Source organism: Streptomyces sp. NPDC008150 (genome assembly GCF_042956945.1).
Lineage (GTDB): Bacteria > Actinomycetota > Actinomycetes > Streptomycetales > Streptomycetaceae > Streptomyces.
Genome location: NZ_JBIBHJ010000023.1, coordinates 1 through 21,953, shown reverse-complemented (window position 1 = coordinate 21,953; position 21,953 = coordinate 1). Strand labels below are relative to the sequence as shown.

The following is a 21,953-nucleotide window of genomic DNA, read 5'->3' as shown; positions in this document are numbered from 1 at the left end:
AGGGCGCAGCCTGAACCCCAACACACCGGGGAGGCACCATGCCCGACAACACCATCCGCGTCGTACGACACGACGCCGAGGACGACAGCAGCACCATCCTCGTCGTGAACCGCACTCCGGAGACCGACGCGATGAGCGACGATCAACTCATCACCAGGTACGAGCAGTGGCAGGACCAGCGTCCGCCTCTCCGCCCGGTCGACGAACCCGAGTAGACCCCACCGGCACCGCCCGGGTGACACCGCGCGAACTCCTCCCCCGCCAGGGGCCGGACTCCTACGATGGGTAGCCGAACAGCCACGAGGCGGGGAGGCCCTATGGACCCGGAGAGCAGCCCAGACTCCGAGGACGTCAAGCCGTACCCCAGCTACCCGCCCAAGACCCCGCCACCGCCGAAGAAACCGCCGTCCCCGCCCCCACCGCAGACCCAGGCGCCGGCCCTGCCCGTACGCATCGACGCACGCCGCGGCCGCACCGTCATGGCCAACCGGGCCGGAGCCACCTGGTCGCTGGAAGCACAGCCGTGGGCGGCAGGGAAAGCCGTCACCCTGGTCAGCGGGCGGCTCACCAAGTGGGGCTGGATGATTCCCGCCCGCCTGGACGAAGTGGTGCGGCTCCTCGTCGACACCGTCACCGCCGATGGCGGCCGCCACCTCTCCCTGCACCTTGCCGAGCAGGACCGGCAGGCCCTCATCCTCGCCCTCAGCCACCAGCCCACCAGCGCGGCCCCCGACAGCCCGGTCCTGGCACAGCTCCAGGAGCTGGGGGCGGTGTCCTGCGGCACGGAGCTCACCCAGGACGGCCGGCAGGTGTGGGCGATCCTCGACCTGGCGGCCACCCCGCAGCCACGGAAGACCGCCTGACCGGACCGGGGCGGTTCAGTCCCAGGTCTCAGGGCCGCCGCCCCGCCACTGGATCAGCGAGGACCGGACGACATCCATCTCGTCGAAGCCCTGGAGGCCGGCCTCCTGCATGAACCTGGCGACGTCCCGCACGGAGAACGCCCGCCCGGAGATTGTGCCGTCGATACGGACACGGCGCGCGTTGTCCTCATCAGGCGGGTACACAGTCACGGGCTGATCACTGGCCATACGCCCACTCTCACCCGCAGACCGGGCCAGCGCACGCGGGGCATGCCGCCCCGGCGACACCGCGCAACCGCTACCCGGCCGGCTCCGGATCGCACGCCTCGCAGCGCTCAACACCCTCGTCGATCGCCTGCCGCGCCTCTGCCTCCGTCACCGCCCGGGTGTACCGGGGTGAGGTCCAGCAGTCCCCGGCGTGCACGGTGTGCGGGCGCTGGTCGGGCGGCCAGTACTCCAGCAACCAGTCCGGGGCCGGGCGCGCGGGCTCCGGTGCAGGCGGGGCGGGGGCGGGTGTCGGGGCCGGCCGTTCGAGGTCCGCGATCCACCGGCGGGTCCGTTCGAGGTCGCGGATCTGCACGCGCTCCAGGAAACGGAGTGCGGCGAGACGATCGGCGACATCGGACATGTGTTCGAGTCTACGATCCGGGTCCGGGACCGCCACCCGCAGGGTGAAGTGCGCCGAACCCCGCACCTGACCGGGCCGCCATCGGTATGTTCGCCACGTGTCCCGACCGGCCTCCCGCCGGCCGGGACGGACCGTTCCTGGCGCATAAGTGGCGCCAGGAGCGACGGTGGGGTCCGCCCTGGTGCCTCTCCAGGGCGGGCCCCACTTGTCTCGGGTCAGCGCCGCAGCACGTTCACCAGCTTCTCCGGGTCCAGGACCGGCGCCCCGTCCGGGCCCTTCCAGTGCGGGCTGATCCATACTGGGCGGTGAGCCTGCCGCGACGGGTACCAGGCGTTGCGCCAGTGCCCGCGCACCAGCCACCGGTACTGGTACGACCGCCCCGCCCCCTCCGGGGCCGCCTCCCGGCCCACCGGCACACTGCGCCGCAGCCGCACGTACCGGGCGGACAGCAGCAGCGAGGAGTCCAGTCGGCGGATCGCCTTCACCGCCGACTTCGGCGCGGGCACGTCCTCACCCCAGGACAGGGTCTGCCCCATCAGGAGCCACGTCACGATCAGCGCCCGTTCCGCCTGCTGCTGCCTCCCGGCGGAGCGGGCGTAGTCCTCCAGCTCGGCGAGCGTCATCTCGCTGGTGTCGTCCGGCATGTCCGACAGCCAGCCCGGGACCTTCCCGAACGGCAGGAACCCGCGCGACATGCACACGATCTGCTGCGGGTACTGCGCATACAGCGCCCGGACCTGTGCCGCCGTCAAGTCGGCGAGTCCGGCCCGCTGGTCCCCCTGAGCCATGAACGTCACCCAGTCGTCCCGCAGGCACCAGGTCCGGATCTGCACGCCGCGGCTTCGCTGCGCCCAGGAGACGCCGATGATCGGGCAGCCCGTGAACTCGCCGCCCTCGTAGGAGTCCGTCGCCGGGGTCTCCCACAACAGCAGCCCGTGCTGCGCAGGCAGATCCTCCGGGTGCAGCCGGTAGGCGGGCAGGGCCAGGCCCGCGGACACCGCGAGCTCTGTCATGTCCTTCGACGCGAAGAACAGTTCCGCGGCCCGCAGGGACACCGCCCAGTCCTTCGCGGCCCGCCGTTCGTTCTGCGCGGTCGCCGGGTCGAAGGTCTCGAACCCTTTCGACCAGGCGGCCGGACCGCCGTCGGGCCCGTTGTCGTCCAGCCACGCGGCGAGTTCCGCTCTGATCTCGGGCAGGTGCCGGGCGGTGAGCTGCTGCGCCATCAGCCCTCCTGCCCGGTCGCCCTGTCGGTGCGGGCGCCCTGGCCGAGCATGCCGGCCCTGGCCGCTTTCACATCGGTCAGCCGGTAGCGGGACTTCCCGCCGCGGCCGGGCTCCCGGTCCACTGCGGTCACCCCGAGCCGGGACAGGGTCTTGCGGGCGCTGCCGGTGCGGGAGGCCCCTTGGTAGCCGAACAGGTCGGCTACCTCGTCGATCGTGCACAGCGTCTCGTCGGTATCGTCGCCCATGGTGAGGGCTCCTTCCTCGCCGCAGCGCCCCACGACCGGGGGACCATCCCGTTCGTGGGGCGCTGCATGATCGGATGCGGGTCTCAGTCGTCGAGCTCGGCGGCCTCGTCGATGACTTCCTGCCGCTTCTCCTTGAGGTAGGGCAGCAGGCCGTCGCAGACCGCGACGTCGCTCTCGGCGCAGTCGGCGAGGTTGGAGAGGATGTCGTTGGCGATCTCCTCCAGGCGCTCGTCGGTCGTGTCCGGGGTGATGTCGTAGTCGTCGGCCTCGGAGCCGTTGACGGCGCCGTCGATGTCCCACACGGCCACGACGTCCGACTCCGAGAAGACCGAAGCGCCGCGGGAGCTGGGTCCGTTGCCGAGGGCCTCTTCGAGCTCCTCCTCCGCGGCGATGGCGTCGTCGTCCATGACGGCGACGTGGTTGTTGCCGTCCCACTCGGTGGTGGTGCCGGCGACGATCCGGTCGGCGAGCGGGGCGATCTCCTCCATGACGCGGTTCGCGGCGTCGGCGGTGAGGATCGGGATGCGGTAGCGGCGGTCGATGCCGTGCCAGACGGAGGCGGGGACGGCGTTGCCGATCTCCGCGTCGTAGTCGGCGTGGAGGGTGCCGGCCTCGGTGTCGAGCTGGATGTAGGCGGGCTGGGGTTCGTTCTGGCCGTGGTACTGGCGGAAGAGTTCGGTGGGCTCGGTGCAGAGGGTGATGTTGACCATTTGGAGGCTCCTTCTCCGGTGGCGATGACTTAACTATGCCTCACAGTGAGGCAAGGTTGCAAGGGGTTCAGCCCAACTCCCGTGCCGAAAAAGGGAGAAGGGCCCGCCGCCTGCACGAATGCAGACAACGGGCCCCACGCCTCCCCGGGTGTCCGATCACCCTAGCCCCGCTCACCGGTACACCGGGAGCAGTTCCTCCAACCTCCCCGCCAACGAGACACTCCCCCAACCGCCACGCGCGGGAACGGAACCCGCCAGGACCGGCACCAGGCACTCCGCGCCGACCACAAGAACCTCCCGGCCGGCCGCCCGCACCATGAACGCACCGCCCACCACAGGGGACCCGTGAATCACCAGCACCGGCGCGACCACCCCCGCGGGAAGCCCCGCCAAGGCGGCTATCCGGTCCGCGTACCCGACCACCGCCACCGCCTCACGGTCCTTGGGCCGGGTCCCGCAGCACAACCTGCCGCCCACCAGCCCAGTCGGGAAGCCGGCGTGCCACCGTTTCGTGTCCAGCACCACAACCCCCACCCCGCCCGGCGCCACCGCCACATGGTCGACATTGGCCCGGGAGCGGGGTAACGCCCGGTCGTGCAACACCAGCCACCCCTGCGCCTCCAGCGGGGCCAGGATGCGCGCCGTCTCCATCTCCGCACGCCCCCCCAGCTCCCACCGGGCCGCCTCCTGATCCGCACGCCGTGCCACAGCGCTCCAGCCGAGCGCGGCAAGGAGCCGCCGCCACGGCCCCTTCCGGGCGGCGGCACGGATCGCTGCGGCCTGCCGGAACGCCGACGCTCCCGCCGTACTCACTTCGAATCTCCAGTCGCTTCGGTAACTTGCCGGGCGTGGGCGCGGTGGCGTGGCGCGCCTCGGATCCTCCGGCGCCGCCACAGCACGTACTGCACGGCTTCCACCAGCAGTTGCGCCACTACCTCGACCACGGCGATGAACAGGACCGCTGTCCATGGGGTCATGTCCGGGCTGCCGGTGATCCACCACCAGACCAGGCCCAGGCTGAGGCCGGCCAAGAGGAACGGCACGGTTTCAGTGACGAGGTGCTCTGTAAGACGGGACACAGGGACTCCTTCAACGTGTTGTGACGGTGAGTAGGCTCCGGCCCGTGGGAACCGGAGCCTTTCGTGACGCTGCGTGCATCAAATGAGGTGATGGCGGCGGGCTTCCTCCACCGCCGCACGACGTCGGGCACCCGGCGGAACCCCGTCCGTAACCCCCAGCCGCCGGTACACGTGCGACAGATGCGACGCGACCGCCTGCGTCCGCAACCCCACCCGGACCGCTACCTCGGACAACGGGCACCCGTCCGCCGCGGCCGCGAGGACTTCCGCCTGCCGGCCCGTCAACGACGGCCGCCGCACCGGCGCCACCCACTGCCGGGACAACAGGTGCCCCAGGTCCACGCCGAGGACGTGAGCGGCCACCGCCATGTTCCGCAGCCGGAGTTGGGGGCTGCCGGCCTCGAGGCGTTTCACCTGGTCGACGTGCCAGCCTGCCAGGGTGGCGAACGTGGTCTGGGACCAGCCCCGGGCCTGCCGTTCGGCACGGACACGGTCGCCGAGGTCGGCGAGGTAGTCATCCCAGTCCGTGTACGGGTCGGGCCCGCCACCAGCCGGCGACGGGCCCGCATGCATCGGGGCGTTCACGAGGCCAGTCCCTCGTACGGCACCAGTGCAGCGTCCTTCCGCAGGTACAACGGATGCCGCGGCTGCCCCGTCGCCGTCACCCCCAGGCACGACACCGGTATCCTCATCCCGCCCAGCATCTCCAACACCCGCTCGGCACGGCCTCCTTGGAACCCGCCGCCGCCCCAGGCTGCTATCACCCGGTGTGCGCCGGCCGCAGCACGGCGGAGGAACGCGTCGTTGTACGGGCCGACCGGGTCCGAATGCCGGGTCAGGGCGCGCGGGTCGGTGGACCGCAGGGCGAACAGGTTCGCGATGACGATCCCGCCCGCCTGCTCCCGGACCGCGTAGCTGAGGCAGCGGCGGATCGTGGGGTCGTTGCTGGACGCGTCCGCGGTTGACGGGTTCAGCATCACGAACACCGCGGGCGGCATGGCCGGGTTCCAGATCCGGGTCAGGAGGTACCGGTACGTGCGGCGCTGGCTGTCGAACACCGCCGCGGCCAGGTCACCGGTCGCCCCGGTCTCCTCCTCCACGTGAACGGACAGCTCGGTATCGGCGGGCAACAGTGCAAGAACGTTCGCCGTCATCGGCTGATCTCCCTTCAGATCGGCAGGTGGTAGACGTGGACGGCTTGGTCGTCGTCCTTGCTGGCGTCGAGCTGAACCGTCCAGGAGAGGTCGGCGTCTTCCGGCCCCCACTCGAAGACCGCCCACAGCGGGCGCATGGCCGTCAGGTCGACCGCCTCCATGTCCCAGCCGATCTCCTCCCCGTAGGAGAGGACGGCCGCCTCCGCCGCTTGCTGGTCCGTGGTGAGCACGACCGGGTCGCCTTCCTCCCCGATCGTGGCGAAGAGGACGCCGGCCTGCTCCCAGAACCCGTTCTGGTGGTCCACGGCGGGTGTGAAGGACCCCATCGGCAGGTCCGGGACGGGCCCGACCTCGTCGAGGTAGCGCAGGCCCTCGTAGTCGACCCTGCTGTGGAACCGGTACCGCCTCCCGTCCAGACGGATCCAGGGGGTGCAGGACCCTTCGGGGGTGGGGTCGACGCTCCTGATGACGCCCGGGTGCCATACCGGGGCGGCCAGGTCCCGGTGGTAGCAGAACTCGACGCGGCGGCCGACAACGGCCTTGTCCAGGTTGGCCGGGGTGCTGGTGGTCATGCGGTGGTCTCCTTCGTACGTCGGGCGAACAAGCTCCGGCGTCGGGTCGGCAGCGGCGCGGAAGGCCCGACCGGGCGCACCTTCGCCGTCAGGGCCGCCCTACGGGCCGTAGGACGGACGGCGGGCGTCTCCGGCCGGTCGTCAGCCCACAACTCCAGCCACACCCCGTGCGACAGCCACACGCAGGCGACACGCCCCGGCTGGGTGTAGTCCAACTGGGCCTGCTCAGCCCGCAGGTTCGAGTCACCGCCGGAGGACAAGCTGGCCGCGAAGCCCTCCAGTGCCTGGATCGGCTTCGGGATGTGGATCTGGCAGGACAGCAGGGGCCCCGCCGGGCTGTCCTCGCGCAGCCAGGAACTCTTGCTGGTGGGGAGGTTGTTGAGGCGGGCGTAGTCGGACCACACGCGGTCCGCGGTCATGCGTTCGAGGGCGATGTCGGATGCCAGGACGGGCACAGGGGTCTCCAAGAGGGAGGGAACGGGGGTTGGGGGCGGGTCAGTTGTTGCTGTACTTCTCGGAGCCCTGCGGGACGTAGCCGTTGCCGTCGCAGTGGTGGCACGCGGCGACGGAGATCTCCTCCACGACACCGGTCCAGTACGCGGCCTGCTCGTGCCACGAGGACAGGGCCTCCTCGTAGGTGGCGCCGGGAACCCGGTCGGGGATCGGGAGGGTGACGGTGCGGGACACGGTCACGGGCACAGTCCGCCCGGACTTCAACTTCTTCCCGGTGCGCCAGCTCGTGTCGTGCCGGAACTCGGTGCGCGGCTCGTCGTACGGCACGCTGACGTCGACGTAGATCCCGGGCCGGTTCTGGAAGTTGAGGAAGACATGCTTGACGCGCGGCATCGCCTCGAAGGCCCGCATCATGTGGACGACGAGGCCGGGGATGTGACCGGGGAACAGGTGCCGGTACTCGGGGCGCTGCGTCAGGAAGTGCGGCAGGTCTGCCACCCACTGCGGCTCCCCGGGCTGTGGGGGCTCCCGTCCCTCCAGGACCACGATGGGGCCCTCGAAGACGTGCTCGACGGGCGGCTGGTCCTCCGTCACGGAGGTGTACAGCTCCCACAGGGTGTCGTGGTCGTCGTCCCGGTCGTTGAACTCGGTCACGGTGAGGGTCGCGGGGTAGCGCACGGACTCCGTTGCGATGTCGCGGAGCTTGTAGCTGACCGTCTTCGGGGCGGGCTGCACGACGGCGGTCAGCCGGCTTGCCTCCGCGGGGGCCGACCACCAGTCAGCGGGGAGCGCCCCCATGGGCTGGCCGTCCGCGAGCATGCCGGTGGTCTTGGCCTGCCAGTCGCGGCCGGCCAGCTTGGGCAGGTGGTAGAGCCAGCGGCCGTCGGGGTGGTGCAGGGCGTACACGGTCACGTGCTGGGCCTTTCAGTCTGAGCTGGGCGGGTGATGGGGTGAGGCCCGCACCCGGGGGTGGGTGCGGGCCTCGTGGCCGCGTCGCGGGGCGCGGCCGGGGATGGCCCTGGGGGTGGGCCATGGTCAGAACGCGGTGGTCTGCACCCGGTGCCGGGACGGCACCCACCGGTGCCCGTACATGCGGGCCCACTTCGGGCCGTCCACGGTCATCAGCTCCGTGCGCGCCTTCTCCACCCGGTCGGCGGGGAGGTTGGTGCGGACCGCGCCGGGGACCGTGTAGCCGTTCTCGTCGATCAAGCGGACCTCGTAGAGCGGCGCGACGGGCAGGGCCTTGGGCCCGTACACGATGTAGGCGAGGACTCCGAGGTCGAGGTCGCCGGCCTGGTGGACGGCGGTGGCGAGGCGGTGCAGGCGCTGGTCCTCCATGGCGGCCTCGCGGACGAGGACGGGCCTGCGGCGGAGGAGGGTCTGCTGGGTGTCGTAGGCGCGGGTGCGGGCGATCTGGGCGTCGAGGGCGGTGAGTTCGGCGCGGAGGTCCCGGGTGTCGTGGTATCCGAGTTGGTCGATCACGGGTTCCTCCGCGGGGTGGTGGGATGCGATACGGAAACTCTAACCCCGTAAGTATGGCTTAGCAATACTTACGGGGGTCATGGAATGAGAAGAGGGGCCCAGCCACAGGCCAGACCCCTAACCCCACCAACCGCCACCTCAGAACGGCGGCTCCTCACCACCACCCTGCGGCCCCCACCCGCCAGCACGCCCACCACCCGACGCTGGCACACCCGCCCACGGGTCCTCCAACCCCTCCCGCGAGGACGCCTGCCGCGCCTGCACGTACGCCTGCTGGCCACCACCCGCCGGGATGTTCTTCGTGACCTTCGCCGTCGTGGTCCGCAACGACGGGCCTATCGCGTCGATACGCACGGCGATCTTCGACCGCTTCTGCCCGGTCTGCTTGTCCTCCCACGACTCCTGTACCGCCCGCCCCACCGCGATCACCTCCATCCCCTTGTCGAGGGACTCGCAGACGTTCTGGGCAAGCTGCTTGAACGCCTTGCAGTCCCAGAACGTCGTGTCCGCATCTGCCCACTCGTTCGTGGCCGGGTCCTTCACCCGCCGGGACGTGACGATCGTGAATGCCGCAACCGCTACGCCCGACGGGCTGTACCGCAGCTCAGGCACCCCGGTCAGGCGGCCCGTCAACGTCATCGTGCTACTCATGCCGCTTCTCCCATCTCGTTCTGCTGCAAGGTCCGTTCACGCGGCACGTACACCCGCCGCCACAAGCGCCGGCCGTCCGCCTTCGCCTGCGCCTTGATCCGATGCCACTGCCGGTCCGCGTTCTCCGGTGTCATCTCCAACCGGGCTGCGATCTCCGCCGTCGTGGATGTCGTCCACTCGAACAGGTACTGAAGGGCCTCACGGCGGTCTTCACGACCGAGGATCACGGACTCCCCCAGCAACCACCGGGCGACCGCGTTGTCCCCGTCCGTCTGGAGGGGCGGCACAGCGTCTGTCTGTGGGACAGCGTTCGGGTCGTCGATCGTGTCGTCGTCCCACGCCAACGGACCGTGAAAACCGGATCGTGCAGCGTCCGCACGCACCCTGCCGACCGAGTTCCGTGACACCCCGAACTCCAGCGGATCCAGGTTCCACCAGCGGTCGTACAGGTCGGCAACCGTCCGGGCCAGCCGAGCTGTCACCCGCTCCTTGTGGAGCGCCTTCTTGAACGATGTCTCGCCCATACCGATCTCCGCGGCCATGACGTGCCGAGACCAGCCGCGAACTGCCAACGCCTGCACCCGCCGGCGCGTGCCCGTCGGGTCAATTCGGGCAGCGTCGGGGAAGTCGGCCAGGCTGGGCCAGTACGACAGGACCGCCTCGGCGGTCTCCCGGCGTACCTGCTGTCCGGGCCCGTACTTTCCTCGCCCGTACATCACGTGCTGGAGCGACGAGCCGTGCGCGAAGCCCAGTTGCTCGCACACCGAACGCAGCGGCATCCCTGCGGCAAGCAGGGCTTTCAGGTGCTCGCGGACGGGTGCCGCGTCCACGAACGGTTCCCACTCCCCTGCCCGGATCAGGCGCCGCCTGCGGCTCTGCCAGCGAGCGGACGCCGCCTGAACCGAGGTGCTCATGCCGTCACCGCCATGTCCTGCTGCGCCAAGCGCTCCTCGACCTTCTTCACCGTGATCACGTTCGTGCCCAGCAGCTTCGCGATCCCGGCCGAGTCCAGGCCCGCACCGGCCGCGGCACGGAACTCCTCCAGCCGGGACGTCAGGATCTGATCCACCACCGAGGACCGCCTCGTGTATCCGCCGAGTTGGTTCGCCCGCCGGTGGATGCTGCGCCGCTCCCCCTCGGAGAGGCCTCCCCACACGCCGATGTCCTGACGGGTGTCCAGCGCCCACTGCAAGCAGGCCTCCCGGACGGGGCAGCGCGCGCAGACGCTCGTTGCCTGGTTGATCTGGTGCTGGGAGGAGGCGCCTTCACCTGGTGGGAAGAACAGTTCCGGGTCCTCGTTCTGGCAGGCGGCGAGGTCGCGCCAGGTGTGGTCGCTCGCGGCGGGATTCGTGGCGCGGCGGGTCATGGCGGTCATGCGTTCGCTCCGGTGAGGGTCGGCGGGTTGAGGTGCACGAGGTGGTCGGGGGTGGCCTCGTCGAGGTCGGTGATGACCAGGACCAGTTGGGATCCCTTGACGGGTTCTCCGATGCGGGGGTCGGGGCCGAGGAGGTGGTGGTGGTTGTCGTCGGGGAGGACTCCGGCATCGACGAGTCCGTCGACTGCCGCCTTGGCGGACGGGGACCAGTTCCCGGGGTCGCGGCGGCGTTCCTTCGTGTCGGGGTGGACGACGTAGAAGATGTGGGCGCGCTGGAGGGCGGGGACCTTGTTGTAGCGGGCCATGGCCCAGGCCGCTTGGCGGATGACCTTGATGAAGGAAGCGCGGCGGGCGGGGTGCATGCGGTCGTTCGCGTTGATCAGCGTGGTTTCGGCGGGGAGTTCGACACGCCAGGTACGGGGGGTGTCAGCCATGGGTGGTCTCCGGGCTGGGGCGGGTGGGGGCAGGAAGGCCGAGTTCGCGGGCGAGGGCTTCGCGGGCGGTGTGGTCCCAGCGAGGGTTGTTGATCCAGGTGCCGACGATGGCGAATTGGGCGCGGCGTAGGACGAGTTCGTTTTCGGCGTTGTTGAGGAGGGCGGCTAGGTCGGGGCGTTGCTGGAGGAGCTGGTCGGCGAGTTGGTGCACGTAGGCGGGGTCGTGGTCAGGCATCGGCGACCGCCGTCCGCGGGTACTCCCGGACCCGGAGGTGCGTGGGCCAGTAGGTGGGGTCGCCGCCCTTGGTGTCGCCGTGTGCGGCGATGGTCTTCCCGCCCCAGGTGGTGTCGCGGGCCCAGACGGTGCCGAGTTGTTTCACGAACGGTGCGGTCTCGGCCTGGCGGGCGTCGTCGAGGAGGTCGGCGGCCCAGGCCGGGTTGAAGGGGCGGGCGCCGGGCCCGGATTCCCCGCCGGGGATCAGCCAGTTGATTCCGGCGAGGTCGAGGGACGGGAGGGCTTCGAGGAGGGGTTCGGCGGAGAGGAACCGGACCGCGGCCGGGGTGTTGCGGAGGTGGTCGGCACGCCTCGCGTACTTGTCGGACTCGATGCTGGTGCCGATCCACACGTTGGGCAGGGGCCAGCCGGCCCGGTGGTAGATGCCGTGCTCCAGGCCGGGCACGTAGGTGGGGCTGTGGGGGGTGGCGGCCCATTCCATGTCGGAGCGGAAGTGGACACCGGGCGTGTGGCCGGCACCGCAGGTGCACAGGTCGGTGAGGATGCGGGCGGCACGCTGCGGGCGCTTGGTCAGGATCTGGTAGGTGTGCTGCGGGGTGGCGGCCATGACGGCGAACACGCGGGCGAGGAACTCCCGGGGGACCCGGGCGTGGAAGAGGTCGCTCATGGAGTTCACGAAGACCTTGCGGGGCTTCTTCCACCGCAGGGGCTCGGTGAGGGTGTCCGGGTGGGTGGTGAGGGCGAAGCCGGGCCCGCTGGTGCGGGGGTCGCCGTCGTTCTGGTACTTGGCCTGGCCCATGCCCTTGAGGCGCTTGGCCATGGTCAGGGCGTAGCAGTGGTCGCATCCGGGGCTGATGCGGTCGCAGCCGGTTGTTGGGTTCCAGGTCTGGCCGGGGGCTCCGTCGTCCCCCTGGGTCCATTCGATCTTCGTTCGGCTAGACACTGCGGTTCCTCCGTGCGGTGATGGCGTCGGTGACGGTGTGGCCGTTGACGGTGACGAGGGGGGCGTGTTCGCGGGCGAGGCGGAGGGCGGTGTCGAGGTCGAAGCGGTGTGCGTTCAGCCAGGCGTCGCCGCGGTCGTACTCCTTGACGCCGTAGTCCCAGGTGCCGTCCACGCCGAGGCACATGTCGCCGCCCCTGATGACGGCGTAGCGGTCGTTGCCGCGGTACTGGACACGGAGTTCGAAGAGGTGCTGGTCGAGGTCGTCGCCGGGGACGCAGTTCACGGTGAACTCGACGGCGCGGACGGTGGCCGAGGGCACAGCGGACGCTTCGATGCGGGAGCGTTCGATGACGGCTCGGTGCCAGTCGGGCGGTGTCTTGGTCACGGCGCGGGGTGCTCCTTCGCGGTGTCGGTGTCGTCGGGGCGGGCCCAGCCGGGGCGGCGGGCGTTGAGGCCGGCCGCGATGTCGGCGGTGGACAGGGGCTGGGTTTCGGCGGTGGCTGCGCGGGCCTTGGCGAGGCCGTCCTGGAGGGGCACGGGGCCGGTGACCCGGGCGTCTGCGGGGCGTATCCCGGTGGTGGGCCAGTCCATGGCGTCGACGGGCTGGGTGTGCTGCTGGGTGCAGGTTGCGGTGCGGCGGATGACGGTGTGCCACTGGCGGGCGGTGCGCACGGTGGCGGTGTGGGGGCCGCCATGCGGGCAGCGGGCCTGAACGGTGAACTCGGGGCGGGTGGTGTGGGGGTAGAGGTGGGTGATGGTGGTGCCGTCCACGACGGCGGTGGGTCCGCGCCAGAGGCGGACGGGGACGGGGATGCCGATGCTGACGGCGGCCATCGCGGCCCGGCAGGCGGCTTGCTCGGAGAGGGTGAGGGTGCCGACGGGGGTTCGGGTGGGGAGCGGGTGGCGGAGGTCGACCCGGGGGCGGGTCGGGTCAGCGGGCTTGGCCGACGGCTTCGCGGTGGTCTTCTTGGCTGTGGTCTTCTTCGCGGTGCGGGTTCGGGTGGCCATGGGTGCTCCCCTGGTGGTGGGTTCGTGAGTGGTGCTCCGTGCTGTTCGGGGGTGGGCGCCCCGTTGGGGGGCGGGACGCCCGGGTGCGGCCGGTGGGGGGTGGCCGCGCGGTGGCGGGTCTCAGTCGCGGGATCCGGCGTGGGCGGGGCAGAAGTCGCTGCCGAACTCGTCGTGCTCCCAGCCCTCGTTGTTCACGAGGTGGTTGCGAGCGACGGCGAGCCGTTCGCGGCTGGTCATGCCCTCGCGGACCATGTACTCGCCGGTGTTCTCGACACCGCAGCGGTCGCAGAAGACGGTGATCCGGGACGGGTAGCGGGGGTCGTCCATGTCGCGGACGATCGCGTTGACCTCGTCGGGGGTCAGGGGCTGAGGGGCAGTGACCGGCATGGAGGCGAGGGTCTCGGTACAGCGGTCCGGATCGTTCTGCGGCAGGTGCTCGGCGACCGCGGCGAGCAGGTCGCTCAGGCCGTTCGGGCGGGGCGTGTTCGGCTGGTCGGTCATGGGGTTCTCCGGTTCGGTGCTGGATCAGGAGGTCGGTTCCTGGCGGGCGGGGTGGACGGTCCAGGTGCCGTCGGGGTGGCGGATGAGGTGGTCGCCGTAGCGGGCGACGATGCGGGACTCGCCTGTGCCGATCCGCAGGCCGACGCAGATGGTCTTCTCGGTCGTGAGGTCCCAGGCGTAGTAGCCCTTGGCGTAGTGCCCGTCGCGGTCGACTTCGTTGTCGATGCGGGCGATGTTGCGTGGGGTGAGCTGCCAGGTCTTGCAGCCGGCGTTCTCGGCTTCGACGAGGGGCTGGCAGTGGTCGCATTCGACGCGGACGTCGGTGAGGTTGCCGTGCTGGTCGACGTCTCGGTCGTTGATGTCGCCGAGGAGGGTTCCGCAGCCGTTGCAGGCGCGCTTGAGCTTCCCGGTGGTGATCTTGCGGCCGTCGGCCTTGACGGTGACGAGGTCCGGGGTGTTGGTCCGCGGGGGCAGGTTGTTCATGCGGGCCGCCGGGGCTGGTTCCGCTGGTGGCGGGTGGAGAGTTCGCGGCCCTGCTTGCGGGCGTGCGACGTCTGGGCGACCTCGGCCTGGGCGCGGATCTGCGCCATGTGGTTGTTGAAGATGCCGATCACGGTGTTGCCGTAGCCGGCGGCGTACAGGTTCATCGGTTCGGTGCGCGGGGCGTTGTCGAGGAGGAGTTCGGCGCGGGCCCGGAGGTCGTGGACGCTGACGCCGTCCTTGTGCTCGTCGTAGGCGTCGGCGCGGCCGAGGCAGTAGAACGGGTCGGTCATGTAGTCGTCGGTGGTGACGGTGGGAGAGGTCATGGTGTGGGGGGCCTTTCAGGCGGCGGACGTGTGGATGGTGGGGGTGTCGGCGGCGCGGAGGATGCGGCCGATGACCTCGCTGGCGGTGGGGGGCTGCGTGGCGAACACGGCCGGGGTGCGGGCCCAGTTGGAGACGTGCTCGATGGGGTCGGGTCGGCCGTTGGTGGTGCAGGGCGGGGTCGGGTCGGTGGGGTCGGGGTCGAGGCTGGTGCTGATGGCGCGGATCGCGTCCATGGCGCCGGTGCTGGCCTCGATGAGGGCGAGGGAGGCTGCCTCGTCGGTGTAGAAGGCGGCGGGAACGCGTCCTTCGGCGGCGAGGTAGGCGTGGGCGCAGATGTCCAGGAGCGGGGCCTGGTAGCTGTGGGCGGCGAACTGTTCGCCGGTGTGGAGGCCGTACTCGTCGATGAGGCCGGCCATGGTGGTGAGGATCTGTGCGGTGGTGGGCATCGGCTGCTCCTGACGGGGTTGTTCACCCGGCCGCGCAGAGCGGTTGTCGTGCGCGGCCGGGGAGTTGGAGGGGGTCAGGCGGTTTCGGGGTGCTGGTCGGCGCACCAGGGGCACTGGATGCGGGCGAGGTTGTAACCGGCGTCGGCGTTCTCGATGACGCGGGTGCCGGGGGCCGTGGCGTCGAACCAGGTCTCGCAGCGGGCGGCGCCGTAGCAGGAGCAGGCGCAGTGGGCGAGGTAGCCGGAGGCGGGGAGGGGCTGTCCGACGAGTCCGGCGATGCGGGTCATGGCGGCGAGGAACGCGTCGTCGTTGGGGGCCTCGTCGGCGGCTTCGAGGAGCTGGTCGAGGCGGGTGTCGTAGTGGGCGGGGGTGGTGGCCGGGCGGTTTTGGGTGTGGGTGAGCACGGCCACGGGGGCTCCTTGGGGTGGTGGCGGGGACCGGTGGTCTCCCCTGCCCCATCAAACTAACCCCTCAGGTATGGCGATGCAATACTTACGAGGGTCTGGAATGCAAAAGGCCCCGCCCCGGGGTCTCGGGGGCAGGGCTCATGGGAGGCCCGGCAGGCGGGCGGTACGGCTACCAGGCGGCGGAGGCGCGCAACTTCACCGCGGTCCGGTCACGGTGAACACGGACCACGTCGGTCCACGACACCCGGGACCCGTAGACGTGCGATCCCGCCTCACGGATCCAGCGGCGCAGTGTCGTGTCCGCTACGGGGTGCCCGGTGGGCTGGAGGAGCGCCACGGCCTCGGCGAACGTCACGAGGTCGTCGGGGACCGGACGTTGGGCCGCGGCGGGTGCGGCCGGCCTGGCTGCTGTCGTGGTGGACGGGTGGGCGGCGTACGCGGCCATGTGGCCTCCCATGACGGCGGCCACAGTTCGCAGCTCCGGCGGCCGATACGGGTCTGGTGGTGCGGGTGCCGGGGTCAGTCGGTACCCATGTGTAGCGGTGGTGATGGAGTTGTGTTGCTGGTGTGTAGACCCGCGGGATCGGGATCAGGTTGCGTTGCGGCGCCAGATTTCTGTGCCGCGGATTTTCTGGGCGGCGAGCCGTCCCAGGGTCCAGGTGGAGGCGAGGCCGCGGTCGTCCTTGCATCCCCGGTCGGTGCACCGGGCTTTGGTGCTGCTGGTGTCCCACATCAGGGACCAGGAGCCGCAGGCGGGGCAGGGGTGCCGGCGGACCACGTTGATGTCGCCGAGCCGGATGGCGTGCTCGAGGCCCTGCCGCTCGATGAGGATGTCGCGTTCGACCTGGACGGCGTGGCTCGCGCCTTCGGTGTTCTTGAGTGCCCAGTCGTACACCTGGTGGGGGCGGGCGGGGACCGGGGTGGTCGTGTCGACCGCGGCCCGGGTGTGCTCGATCATCTCGTCAACCTGGGTGCTGAGGTAGTCGACGAGGCTGATGTCGAGGGGGGCCGCGGGGGTGCTGCCGGTGGTGCGGATGCCGTCCGAGGGGCGGCGGCCGGGAATGCGCATGTCCGGGTGGTCCAGCATCCGCAGGGCTCGTGCGGCGGCGTCTGCCTGGTTGATGCCCATGATGTCCCCGTCCCTCGTGGGCTGTCCCGGGGGCGTACGGGAGCCGTCAAGGGGCGTTCGTGCGCGCCGGGTTGGCCGGATGTCACTACCCGGTGGTCTCCGGACGCCCCATAGTGGCATGGATGTGACGGGCGATGAACGGTATGCGACAAAGGATCATTGTCACTTGCAGACTGTTGCCTGAGCGTCACATTACGAAGTCGACAAGTCGCCGGGCATATGCCGTATCCGGGTCAGGCGAGCATCGCCGGAGCCGACAGCATCCCCTCGAGCATGGCGTCGAGTTCCGTATGTTGCTGGTCAGTAATGATGCTGCGGGCGCGGGCCCCGTCGACCATGGTGCGCACGACACCGATCGTCGCCCGGAAGTCCGTCGCCGTGCGGTCGTCACGCAGGGTGCGGTCCACCCCGTTGAACGCGGCCTCGATCAGTGCGGCGAGTTGCTGATGCGGCGACAGCTCCGGCGCGGGGGCGGCGGCTTTGCGGGGCTGCGGGCCGACACCGCGCCGCGGGCGCCGGCGGAAGGGCAGCACGGAACCCGGCGCTTCCTGTGAAGCACCTGTGCGGTCCTGGTCCTGGTGGACAGGCTCTGCGGACATGGGGCGTCTCCGCTCCTCCGGCAGATCGGGAAGGTTCCTCGTGCAGTTGGTGTTCGCAGCACCAGCCCGGCCCCGCGTCCGGCTGCCAGTCCGAGGCACGGGATGCCACTGTGACACCCCGCCCTGTCCGTGGGATAGGCATGTCAGGAATCTGAGCGGCCTTCGTCACCGCATCGCGACCATTTCTGGCCACGAAATCACACACCGTGTGAAATACGTGCGCAGGGAGTGAAACCCCTGTTCGGGCGGCGCCCGTGGGACGGAATGGGCATGAGAAAACCCCCGGGCGGGGTGGACGGGCGGTGTTGCCGACAACACGCGTCCACGAGCCAGGGGGCCTCGAGACCTCGGGGCATGGTGCCCGTCAGATGACGGGAGTCTAGCCCGCAGGGTCACCACGCGGGAGGGGTTCAACGGAACGCATCCGCGGGGCTGTTGTCCACGGAAGAGTGGGCGGTGCGGAGCATGGACCGGGGTGAGGGTCCGGCGGTCTGGGCTGCGATCCAGAGGCCGCCGGCCCCCACTGGCTGTCCGCCTATCCCGAGGCGGCCAGCACCGCCAGCCAACCCCCGCCCGTTTACTGGCGGTAGGGGTCCGGGAGGGGATCACCCGTGCGGGTGACGCGGAAACCCCGGCAATCTCCACAATTTGACCGATGTTCAGGTTCGGGCCGTCACCCCGGGCCGGACACGGGAAGGGCCCCGCACCTGGCGAGGTGCGGGGCCCAACTGCCGTATGGCGGCTCTACTTCGCGGCCGGTACGTCCACTCCGAGGAAGGCGCCGATGCCGCGGAACGTCTCCACGAGGACATCGCGCGGCATCTTCCCGGTGAGCAAAAGCGTGGCACCGGTGGAGTCCTCGTACGGGAACCTCTTCAACCCCTTCAGTTCCTCACTCCCTGAGGGTGCCGCTTGGCCTCTCGGGTCTGGGATTGCAGCAGGGGACTCCGGAGGGGCCTGTTGCCCCGTCTCCGCAGTCCGAGAAGCCGGCTCAGCGGTAGGTACGAGAGCCTCCGGTTCGGGCTGCTGGGGCGCCTCCGTGATTATCACGGCGTGATAATTCGCAGGACCCGATGAGCGGTCGGGCGCCGCCTCCGAAGCTGGCGAGTCCCCTGTCTTGTCCGATCGGGCCGCTGCGGCACGCTGGTCGGCTTTCGCCTTCTGCTCGTCAGGCGAAAGCTTCCCCAGGTTCCGAACGTGCTCCACGCTCCTCGCGCCAGTCTGGAGATCCTTCTGGAGTTGCGGCGACAACTTCAGCAGAGACAGCTTGCTGGAGATCGTGGCTTGTGGGATTCCGAGCTTCTTCGCAACCTTGGTCTGCGAACCGTAGTGCTCCACGAGCTGCTGGATCGCGTGGGCTTCTTCAAGGTCCGTCATGTCATCGCGGTGGTAGTTCGCGATGAACGCAGCCTCAAGCAGTGTCTCGTCGTCGGTGAGGCGCCGGTCGTCGACGTAAACAGGGATCGTAGCCAGGCCCAACCTGCGGGACGCCTCGAGCCGGCGGTGACCGTCAACAACGACGTACTGTGCGCCGCGGTCCAGATCGTCGCTGCGGTCGGCGCGCTCGCGAAGGTACGCCTCAACGGTACCGACGGTAATGGGCTGGATGACGCCGACACCGCGAATGGTTTCGACGAAGTCCTCCAGGTTGCGCATGTGGTTGCGCGGGTTGTCGGGGTTCTCGCTGATGAGGGTGACAGGAAGAACGGTGGGTGCAGGTCCGCCTTGGCCGCCACTGATCGCGTCCTCGATGGCTGCCCGACGAGAGCTGAGCGCGGTAGCTGCCGCACCGAAGGATGAGCTCTTCCTGAGTTCGTCTGCCTTGCTCATGATCCTGCCCTTGCAGCGATGAGCCGCATGGTGTTGGCCTGCTTACTGTGAGGGGCGTACGCAAGGAGGGGTCGCTTGGTCCGGACGGCTTCCCGCTGTTCCTTGAGGTCGTCGAGGACAGCAAGGACCGTTTGCCCCTCAATGTCGTTCCAACTGTCCAGGGACGACGTTGCGACGTAGCCGCGACGCGCGTCGTACTGGTTGACGACGATTCCGAGGTAGTCGATCTCCAGGGCGAGGTCTTTACACAGAACATCGATCTGCTCGATGAGCATCTCGTAGGCGTCGGCGGAGGAGTCCTCGGCCTGCACCGGGATGATGACACCGGACCGGTTGGGGAGTTCGTTGCGACGGCGTCGGGCGTAGTAGAGAGCCGCGTCCATCGCGAGGCCCAGACTGGGAGGGCAGTCAATGAGGACAACGTCGTAGTCGTCTTCGACGGTGCGCAGGGCACGTTCGAGAGCGACTTCCTTCTGGAACCCGCGGGATTGCGAGGCTGTGATGGCGAGCCGTGAGTCGAGGAGGAACCCGTCGTGGGCTCCAGGCAGGACGTCGAGCCGACCAGTGAAGCCCGGGACGTCGACGTTGACGATGACCTCTCGTAGCGTCTTCTCACCGTCCCCGACCATGTGCTTGATGAGGCTCTCCTGACCGGGACGGATCTGGTCCAGGCCGAGTTGCTTGGTGAGGTGGCTCTGCGGGTCGTAGTCGACAACTAGGACACGAAGACCGCCCAGCTCGGCTCCTTCTAGTTCCTGGAGAAGGGTTGCCTTTATGGCGCCGATCCGCTTCAGGTCGCTGAAGGGCAGGTTCTCGATGAAGCCTCGGAGGTTGGCTTCGGCTGAAGCCGGGTCTTCGGCCAATACCTGGCCCATTCCAAGGGTGATCGTGGTTTTGCCTACCCCGCCCTTCTGGTTGGCGATGATGACGCGGCGAACTTCGTGTGCGTGGCGGTCCTTCGGCGAAGGGTTGGTGGTGAGCCAGAGACGGATGCTCTGGGCCAGGCCCTGGGTGTAGGAGACGTTGCGATCGGCGCAGGTGGTCTTGAAGTCGTCGTAGAAGCCTGGAGGAAGCCAGGTTGAGAACGACTTGGCTCCTGCGGTGTCGATCTCGTCTGACGGCCGGTTGCTGGCCCGCCAGATGGTGATGGCTGCTTCGACGGCTTCCTGGATGTCCAGTCCGAGTTCGGCGGCGCGGACCTTGAGCTGCTGTTGGAGCCCGGAGGGCAGCTTGGACGCCACCTTTTCCCGGTCTCCGTCGGGGTATGGAGAGGCCATGGCGTCACCTTACTGACTCCTGTGGTCGGAGCGGTGAGGTGGTGGGCATGTTCTGACCCAGTTTCATCCTTCCGTGGGCGGCAGGGGATTATCACGCCGTGATAATCACGGGCGAGGGTCGCCTACCTAGACGGGCAGGTGCTGGATTATCACGCCGTGATAATCCACCGGCTCAGTCGTCCGTGTCGTCGCTGTCGTCCTCGAGCTGGTAGGGCTGCCCGTCCGTGTAGACCGGCTCAACGAACAGTCCCTGCCACGGCACTTGCGGACGTACCGACGGCGCCGGCCGGAGAGTGCGGGCGGACTGAGTGCCGATGGCGGCAGCCTGGCGGGGGTTGCCGGTGAGGGTGGCGGTGGCGGTCATGAGGCACATCCTGCGGTGGCGAGCTCGGGGCCCGGGACAGGCACGGGCGGTTCGGTGTTGGGGATGAGGTGGAGTTGCGCCCACTGGTCCAGCCACGCCCGTTCCTCGGCCTCTTCGTGTGCGTGCCAGGCGGGCGTGTACTGCATGGTTGCGGCTCCGTTCCGTGGTGCGGGTGATCGCGTACACGGTGCCCCAGGAACGTCGAGCCCGCTGCCCTGCACGGTTGACGGCGCTGCCAATCATCAGTCGGTGGGAGTTGAAGCCGTCTCGGCTGCGGGAACAGGCTCGGTGGCAGCCTTGGCCCGTACGTCGGCGGCGATGGCCGCGTATATGGTCCGGTGTTCGGTGCGGAGGGCGCTCTCCGCGTACTCGTTGAGGCGGTCCGCGAACGCCCGGACCCGGTCGAGCGCGGCTTCAGCGCGGGCGGCCCGACGGTCGAGCCCGGTGACCCGTTCGTTGAGCTCGCCGACCATCTCCTCGTCTGCGGCTGCGACCTGTCGGATGACGTCTGCCAGGTCGGCGTGCCCGTACGGGTCGTCGTCCTGCATGGAGCCGGCGTTGCAGAGTGCCCGTCGGATGTCGTCGAGGTGGCGCTCCTTCTCCCGGCGGGCCTCATGGGCGAGACGGAGCCGATTCTGAAGGGCGCCGATTTGGTCCGGTGCTTCGGCGGTCATCTTCGCCTTCGCCGCCCGCACGAGGGCCGTCAGCGCTTCCTGGTCCTCCTCGGCGAGGTCGCCGCTTCCTCGGACGCGGATCGTCTCGCCGTCGATGGTGACGGGGCGGCATGTGTCTTCGGGGTCGGCCTGGTTGGGGTCGGTCATCGTTCCTCGTCGGGTTGGGTGCGGAGTTCGAGGCGGTGCCCGGCGAGGCCGAGGATGCCCTCGGCCCAGGTCAGGGTGAGGGTTGCGCCGCCCATGAGCATTTGGTTCAGGTGCTTGGTGGAGCAACCGAGTTGGCGTGCAACCTCGGCCTGAGAAAGTCCGGCAGCTTTGAGCGCAGCGCGGGTGTGGGCTCGGAGGTCGTCTTCGGCAGTCATGCTTGCGCTCCGGTGGGGCGACGCTGGGCTGTGGTGGTTTACCGCGGTAAACCGTCCTACGGATCGGACGGGTCTGCTGCCCTGCACGGTTCAGGCGACGTCGGAGGCACGGCGTGCAGGCATCGGGCCGTTGGCACGCTCCATGCGGGCTCGCCGGCGGGCGGCCTGCAACGACGCTTCCACCGGGTCCAGGGCGGGGCCGGTCAGCCGGTCGACTTCCCACTGGGCGTCCCGGTGTTCGGTCTCCGGGGGCCGTGACCGGCGTAGGGCTGCTTCCTGGCGGGCGATGGCTTCCTCGACGTAGGGATTGTCGGGGCGCCCTGGGCTCGGCCGGTTGTTGCGTACTGCATCGAGGGTTGCCCGGTAGCCGGGGTGCGCGGTCTCCCGGGTCCGTACGGGAGGCGGTGGTGCTGCTGGCGCCGCGGGTGCCGGCTCGGGGCGGTCCTCGTGGTGGGCTGGTTTGGGCGGCACGCCGGGCGGCAGGATTTTCAGGGCCCGGACA

The 21,953-nt window shown here is 69.7% G+C and carries 36 protein-coding genes and 1 pseudogene; 2 read left to right on the top strand and 35 right to left on the bottom strand.

Going from position 1 to position 21,953, the window contains the following annotated elements; translation table 11 throughout:
* The first annotated feature begins 38 nt into the window (after positions 1-38).
* Both ACFZA0_RS35770 and ACFZA0_RS35765 read left to right on the top strand, forming a co-directional pair.
* Positions 39-215 carry a hypothetical protein gene (locus ACFZA0_RS35770; RefSeq protein WP_391024759.1) on the top strand — a complete coding sequence of 59 codons (177 nt, stop codon included), beginning with the start codon at positions 39-41 and terminating at the stop codon, positions 213-215.
* A gap of 102 nt (positions 216-317) precedes the next feature.
* Positions 318-863, top strand: coding sequence for a hypothetical protein (locus ACFZA0_RS35765; protein ID WP_391024757.1), 546 nt, complete (start codon positions 318-320; stop codon positions 861-863).
* A 15-nt stretch (positions 864-878) separates the two neighbouring features.
* On the opposite strand, the gene ACFZA0_RS35760 is transcribed toward ACFZA0_RS35765, so the two are convergent.
* From ACFZA0_RS35760 to ACFZA0_RS35590, 35 genes and pseudogenes are all read right to left on the bottom strand, one after another.
* Entirely contained in the window at positions 879-1,091 is a 213-nt protein-coding gene (locus ACFZA0_RS35760) for a hypothetical protein (RefSeq protein WP_391024756.1), read from the bottom strand.
* Between the two features lie 70 nt (positions 1,092-1,161).
* Positions 1,162-1,491, bottom strand: coding sequence for a DUF6233 domain-containing protein (locus ACFZA0_RS35755; protein WP_391024754.1), 330 nt, complete (start codon positions 1,489-1,491; stop codon positions 1,162-1,164).
* Between the two features lie 215 nt (positions 1,492-1,706).
* Positions 1,707-2,714 (bottom strand): hypothetical protein, encoded by a 1,008-nt coding sequence (locus ACFZA0_RS35750; protein WP_391024752.1) that lies wholly within the window; start codon positions 2,712-2,714, stop codon positions 1,707-1,709.
* Positions 2,714-2,959 (bottom strand): hypothetical protein, encoded by a 246-nt coding sequence (locus ACFZA0_RS35745; protein ID WP_391024751.1) that lies wholly within the window; start codon positions 2,957-2,959, stop codon positions 2,714-2,716. The genes ACFZA0_RS35750 and ACFZA0_RS35745 overlap by 1 nt, the downstream gene beginning before the upstream one ends.
* An 83-nt stretch (positions 2,960-3,042) precedes the next feature.
* Entirely contained in the window at positions 3,043-3,669 is a 627-nt protein-coding gene (locus ACFZA0_RS35740) for a hypothetical protein (RefSeq protein ID WP_391024749.1), read from the bottom strand.
* Between the two features lie 171 nt (positions 3,670-3,840).
* Positions 3,841-4,482 carry an NERD domain-containing protein gene (locus tag ACFZA0_RS35735; protein ID WP_391024747.1) on the bottom strand — a complete coding sequence of 214 codons (642 nt, stop codon included), beginning with the start codon at positions 4,480-4,482 and terminating at the stop codon, positions 3,841-3,843.
* The gene (locus ACFZA0_RS35730) at positions 4,479-4,748 is read right to left on the bottom strand and encodes a hypothetical protein (RefSeq protein WP_391024746.1); all 270 of its coding nucleotides are present in this window, start codon (positions 4,746-4,748) and stop codon (positions 4,479-4,481) included. Before ACFZA0_RS35730 ends, ACFZA0_RS35735 begins: the two co-directional genes overlap by 4 nt.
* A gap of 78 nt (positions 4,749-4,826) precedes the next feature.
* The gene (locus ACFZA0_RS35725) at positions 4,827-5,333 is read right to left on the bottom strand and encodes a helix-turn-helix domain-containing protein (RefSeq protein ID WP_391024744.1); all 507 of its coding nucleotides are present in this window, start codon (positions 5,331-5,333) and stop codon (positions 4,827-4,829) included.
* On the bottom strand, positions 5,330-5,902 hold the full coding sequence (locus ACFZA0_RS35720; RefSeq protein ID WP_391024743.1) for a DUF1643 domain-containing protein: 573 nt from the start codon (positions 5,900-5,902) through the stop codon (positions 5,330-5,332). Before ACFZA0_RS35720 ends, ACFZA0_RS35725 begins: the two co-directional genes overlap by 4 nt.
* Before the next feature lie 14 nt (positions 5,903-5,916).
* Positions 5,917-6,474, bottom strand: a complete 558-nt coding sequence (locus ACFZA0_RS35715; protein ID WP_391024741.1) for a hypothetical protein — start codon at positions 6,472-6,474, stop codon at positions 5,917-5,919.
* Positions 6,471-6,929, bottom strand: a complete 459-nt coding sequence (locus ACFZA0_RS35710; protein ID WP_391024739.1) for a hypothetical protein — start codon at positions 6,927-6,929, stop codon at positions 6,471-6,473. The genes ACFZA0_RS35715 and ACFZA0_RS35710 overlap by 4 nt, the downstream gene beginning before the upstream one ends.
* A 40-nt stretch (positions 6,930-6,969) precedes the next feature.
* Positions 6,970-7,839: a hypothetical protein gene (locus ACFZA0_RS35705; protein ID WP_391024737.1), complete on the bottom strand. Its 870-nt coding sequence runs from the start codon at positions 7,837-7,839 to the stop codon at positions 6,970-6,972.
* A 123-nt stretch (positions 7,840-7,962) separates the two neighbouring features.
* Entirely contained in the window at positions 7,963-8,409 is a 447-nt protein-coding gene (locus ACFZA0_RS35700) for a hypothetical protein (RefSeq protein WP_391024736.1), read from the bottom strand.
* A gap of 138 nt (positions 8,410-8,547) precedes the next feature.
* Positions 8,548-9,060, bottom strand: coding sequence for a single-stranded DNA-binding protein (ssb, locus tag ACFZA0_RS35695; protein ID WP_391024734.1), 513 nt, complete (start codon positions 9,058-9,060; stop codon positions 8,548-8,550).
* Complete coding sequence (locus tag ACFZA0_RS35690) at positions 9,057-9,974, bottom strand: hypothetical protein (RefSeq protein WP_391024733.1); 918 nt, start codon at positions 9,972-9,974, stop codon at positions 9,057-9,059. Before ACFZA0_RS35690 ends, ssb begins: the two co-directional genes overlap by 4 nt.
* Positions 9,971-10,435, bottom strand: a complete 465-nt coding sequence (locus ACFZA0_RS35685) for a WhiB family transcriptional regulator (protein ID WP_391024731.1) — start codon at positions 10,433-10,435, stop codon at positions 9,971-9,973. The genes ACFZA0_RS35690 and ACFZA0_RS35685 overlap by 4 nt, the downstream gene beginning before the upstream one ends.
* Entirely contained in the window at positions 10,432-10,869 is a 438-nt protein-coding gene (locus ACFZA0_RS35680) for a hypothetical protein (RefSeq protein WP_391024730.1), read from the bottom strand. The genes ACFZA0_RS35685 and ACFZA0_RS35680 overlap by 4 nt, the downstream gene beginning before the upstream one ends.
* Positions 10,862-11,104, bottom strand: coding sequence for a hypothetical protein (locus ACFZA0_RS35675; protein ID WP_391024728.1), 243 nt, complete (start codon positions 11,102-11,104; stop codon positions 10,862-10,864). The genes ACFZA0_RS35680 and ACFZA0_RS35675 overlap by 8 nt, the downstream gene beginning before the upstream one ends.
* Entirely contained in the window at positions 11,097-12,047 is a 951-nt protein-coding gene (locus ACFZA0_RS35670) for a DUF5131 family protein (RefSeq protein ID WP_391024726.1), read from the bottom strand. Before ACFZA0_RS35670 ends, ACFZA0_RS35675 begins: the two co-directional genes overlap by 8 nt.
* Positions 12,040-12,432: a hypothetical protein gene (locus ACFZA0_RS35665; RefSeq protein WP_391024724.1), complete on the bottom strand. Its 393-nt coding sequence runs from the start codon at positions 12,430-12,432 to the stop codon at positions 12,040-12,042. Before ACFZA0_RS35665 ends, ACFZA0_RS35670 begins: the two co-directional genes overlap by 8 nt.
* Positions 12,429-13,055, bottom strand: coding sequence for a hypothetical protein (locus tag ACFZA0_RS35660; RefSeq protein ID WP_391024723.1), 627 nt, complete (start codon positions 13,053-13,055; stop codon positions 12,429-12,431). The genes ACFZA0_RS35665 and ACFZA0_RS35660 overlap by 4 nt, the downstream gene beginning before the upstream one ends.
* A gap of 120 nt (positions 13,056-13,175) precedes the next feature.
* The gene (locus ACFZA0_RS35655) at positions 13,176-13,556 is read right to left on the bottom strand and encodes a hypothetical protein (protein ID WP_391024721.1); all 381 of its coding nucleotides are present in this window, start codon (positions 13,554-13,556) and stop codon (positions 13,176-13,178) included.
* Positions 13,557-13,580: 24 nt separating this feature from the next.
* Positions 13,581-14,039: a hypothetical protein gene (locus ACFZA0_RS35650; protein ID WP_391024720.1), complete on the bottom strand. Its 459-nt coding sequence runs from the start codon at positions 14,037-14,039 to the stop codon at positions 13,581-13,583.
* Complete coding sequence (locus ACFZA0_RS35645; protein ID WP_391024719.1) at positions 14,036-14,362, bottom strand: hypothetical protein; 327 nt, start codon at positions 14,360-14,362, stop codon at positions 14,036-14,038. Before ACFZA0_RS35645 ends, ACFZA0_RS35650 begins: the two co-directional genes overlap by 4 nt.
* 15 nt (positions 14,363-14,377) lie before the next feature.
* On the bottom strand, positions 14,378-14,809 hold the full coding sequence (locus tag ACFZA0_RS35640) for a hypothetical protein (RefSeq protein WP_391024717.1): 432 nt from the start codon (positions 14,807-14,809) through the stop codon (positions 14,378-14,380).
* Between the two features lie 74 nt (positions 14,810-14,883).
* The gene (locus ACFZA0_RS35635; protein ID WP_391024715.1) at positions 14,884-15,219 is read right to left on the bottom strand and encodes a hypothetical protein; all 336 of its coding nucleotides are present in this window, start codon (positions 15,217-15,219) and stop codon (positions 14,884-14,886) included.
* Between the two features lie 166 nt (positions 15,220-15,385).
* Complete coding sequence (locus ACFZA0_RS35630; RefSeq protein WP_391024713.1) at positions 15,386-15,661, bottom strand: hypothetical protein; 276 nt, start codon at positions 15,659-15,661, stop codon at positions 15,386-15,388.
* A gap of 144 nt (positions 15,662-15,805) precedes the next feature.
* Entirely contained in the window at positions 15,806-16,345 is a 540-nt protein-coding gene (locus ACFZA0_RS35625) for a hypothetical protein (protein ID WP_391024712.1), read from the bottom strand.
* A 233-nt stretch (positions 16,346-16,578) separates the two neighbouring features.
* Entirely contained in the window at positions 16,579-16,944 is a 366-nt protein-coding gene (locus tag ACFZA0_RS35620) for a hypothetical protein (RefSeq protein ID WP_391024710.1), read from the bottom strand.
* Between the two features lie 744 nt (positions 16,945-17,688).
* On the bottom strand, positions 17,689-18,774 hold the full coding sequence (locus ACFZA0_RS35615; RefSeq protein ID WP_391024708.1) for a ParB/RepB/Spo0J family partition protein: 1,086 nt from the start codon (positions 18,772-18,774) through the stop codon (positions 17,689-17,691).
* Positions 18,771-20,051, bottom strand: a complete 1,281-nt coding sequence (locus ACFZA0_RS35610) for an AAA family ATPase (protein ID WP_391024706.1) — start codon at positions 20,049-20,051, stop codon at positions 18,771-18,773. The genes ACFZA0_RS35615 and ACFZA0_RS35610 overlap by 4 nt, the downstream gene beginning before the upstream one ends.
* Positions 20,052-20,223: 172 nt before the next feature.
* A complete protein-coding gene (locus tag ACFZA0_RS35605; RefSeq protein ID WP_391024704.1) occupies positions 20,224-20,415 on the bottom strand; it encodes a hypothetical protein in 192 nt (63 codons plus the stop codon).
* Complete coding sequence (locus ACFZA0_RS35600; RefSeq protein WP_391024702.1) at positions 20,412-20,561, bottom strand: hypothetical protein; 150 nt, start codon at positions 20,559-20,561, stop codon at positions 20,412-20,414. The genes ACFZA0_RS35605 and ACFZA0_RS35600 overlap by 4 nt, the downstream gene beginning before the upstream one ends.
* 96 nt (positions 20,562-20,657) lie before the next feature.
* Positions 20,658-21,236 carry a hypothetical protein gene (locus ACFZA0_RS35595; protein ID WP_391024701.1) on the bottom strand — a complete coding sequence of 193 codons (579 nt, stop codon included), beginning with the start codon at positions 21,234-21,236 and terminating at the stop codon, positions 20,658-20,660.
* A gap of 305 nt (positions 21,237-21,541) precedes the next feature.
* Positions 21,542-21,953 (bottom strand): annotated as a pseudogene (locus ACFZA0_RS35590) (DUF721 domain-containing protein); the annotation flags it as partial.

Coding starts and splice junctions, on each gene's coding strand:
- ACFZA0_RS35770 (WP_391024759.1), top strand. CDS start 39: ATGCCCGACAACACCATCCGCGTCGTACGACACGACGCCGAGGACGAC.
- ACFZA0_RS35765 (WP_391024757.1), top strand. CDS start 318: ATGGACCCGGAGAGCAGCCCAGACTCCGAGGACGTCAAGCCGTACCCC.
- ACFZA0_RS35760 (WP_391024756.1), bottom strand. CDS start 1,091: ATGGCCAGTGATCAGCCCGTGACTGTGTACCCGCCTGATGAGGACAAC.
- ACFZA0_RS35755 (WP_391024754.1), bottom strand. CDS start 1,491: ATGTCCGATGTCGCCGATCGTCTCGCCGCACTCCGTTTCCTGGAGCGC.
- ACFZA0_RS35750 (WP_391024752.1), bottom strand. CDS start 2,714: ATGGCGCAGCAGCTCACCGCCCGGCACCTGCCCGAGATCAGAGCGGAA.
- ACFZA0_RS35745 (WP_391024751.1), bottom strand. CDS start 2,959: ATGGGCGACGATACCGACGAGACGCTGTGCACGATCGACGAGGTAGCC.
- ACFZA0_RS35740 (WP_391024749.1), bottom strand. CDS start 3,669: ATGGTCAACATCACCCTCTGCACCGAGCCCACCGAACTCTTCCGCCAG.
- ACFZA0_RS35720 (WP_391024743.1), bottom strand. CDS start 5,902: ATGACGGCGAACGTTCTTGCACTGTTGCCCGCCGATACCGAGCTGTCC.
- ACFZA0_RS35715 (WP_391024741.1), bottom strand. CDS start 6,474: ATGACCACCAGCACCCCGGCCAACCTGGACAAGGCCGTTGTCGGCCGC.
- ssb (WP_391024734.1), bottom strand. CDS start 9,060: ATGAGTAGCACGATGACGTTGACGGGCCGCCTGACCGGGGTGCCTGAG.
- ACFZA0_RS35690 (WP_391024733.1), bottom strand. CDS start 9,974: ATGAGCACCTCGGTTCAGGCGGCGTCCGCTCGCTGGCAGAGCCGCAGG.
- ACFZA0_RS35685 (WP_391024731.1), bottom strand. CDS start 10,435: ATGACCGCCATGACCCGCCGCGCCACGAATCCCGCCGCGAGCGACCAC.
- ACFZA0_RS35680 (WP_391024730.1), bottom strand. CDS start 10,869: ATGGCTGACACCCCCCGTACCTGGCGTGTCGAACTCCCCGCCGAAACC.
- ACFZA0_RS35675 (WP_391024728.1), bottom strand. CDS start 11,104: ATGCCTGACCACGACCCCGCCTACGTGCACCAACTCGCCGACCAGCTC.
- ACFZA0_RS35660 (WP_391024723.1), bottom strand. CDS start 13,055: ATGGCCACCCGAACCCGCACCGCGAAGAAGACCACAGCCAAGAAGACC.
- ACFZA0_RS35655 (WP_391024721.1), bottom strand. CDS start 13,556: ATGACCGACCAGCCGAACACGCCCCGCCCGAACGGCCTGAGCGACCTG.
- ACFZA0_RS35650 (WP_391024720.1), bottom strand. CDS start 14,039: ATGAACAACCTGCCCCCGCGGACCAACACCCCGGACCTCGTCACCGTC.
- ACFZA0_RS35645 (WP_391024719.1), bottom strand. CDS start 14,362: ATGACCTCTCCCACCGTCACCACCGACGACTACATGACCGACCCGTTC.
- ACFZA0_RS35640 (WP_391024717.1), bottom strand. CDS start 14,809: ATGCCCACCACCGCACAGATCCTCACCACCATGGCCGGCCTCATCGAC.
- ACFZA0_RS35630 (WP_391024713.1), bottom strand. CDS start 15,661: ATGGCCGCGTACGCCGCCCACCCGTCCACCACGACAGCAGCCAGGCCG.
- ACFZA0_RS35625 (WP_391024712.1), bottom strand. CDS start 16,345: ATGGGCATCAACCAGGCAGACGCCGCCGCACGAGCCCTGCGGATGCTG.
- ACFZA0_RS35620 (WP_391024710.1), bottom strand. CDS start 16,944: ATGTCCGCAGAGCCTGTCCACCAGGACCAGGACCGCACAGGTGCTTCA.
- ACFZA0_RS35615 (WP_391024708.1), bottom strand. CDS start 18,774: ATGAGCAAGGCAGACGAACTCAGGAAGAGCTCATCCTTCGGTGCGGCA.
- ACFZA0_RS35610 (WP_391024706.1), bottom strand. CDS start 20,051: ATGGCCTCTCCATACCCCGACGGAGACCGGGAAAAGGTGGCGTCCAAG.
- ACFZA0_RS35605 (WP_391024704.1), bottom strand. CDS start 20,415: ATGACCGCCACCGCCACCCTCACCGGCAACCCCCGCCAGGCTGCCGCC.
- ACFZA0_RS35600 (WP_391024702.1), bottom strand. CDS start 20,561: ATGCAGTACACGCCCGCCTGGCACGCACACGAAGAGGCCGAGGAACGG.
- ACFZA0_RS35595 (WP_391024701.1), bottom strand. CDS start 21,236: ATGACCGACCCCAACCAGGCCGACCCCGAAGACACATGCCGCCCCGTC.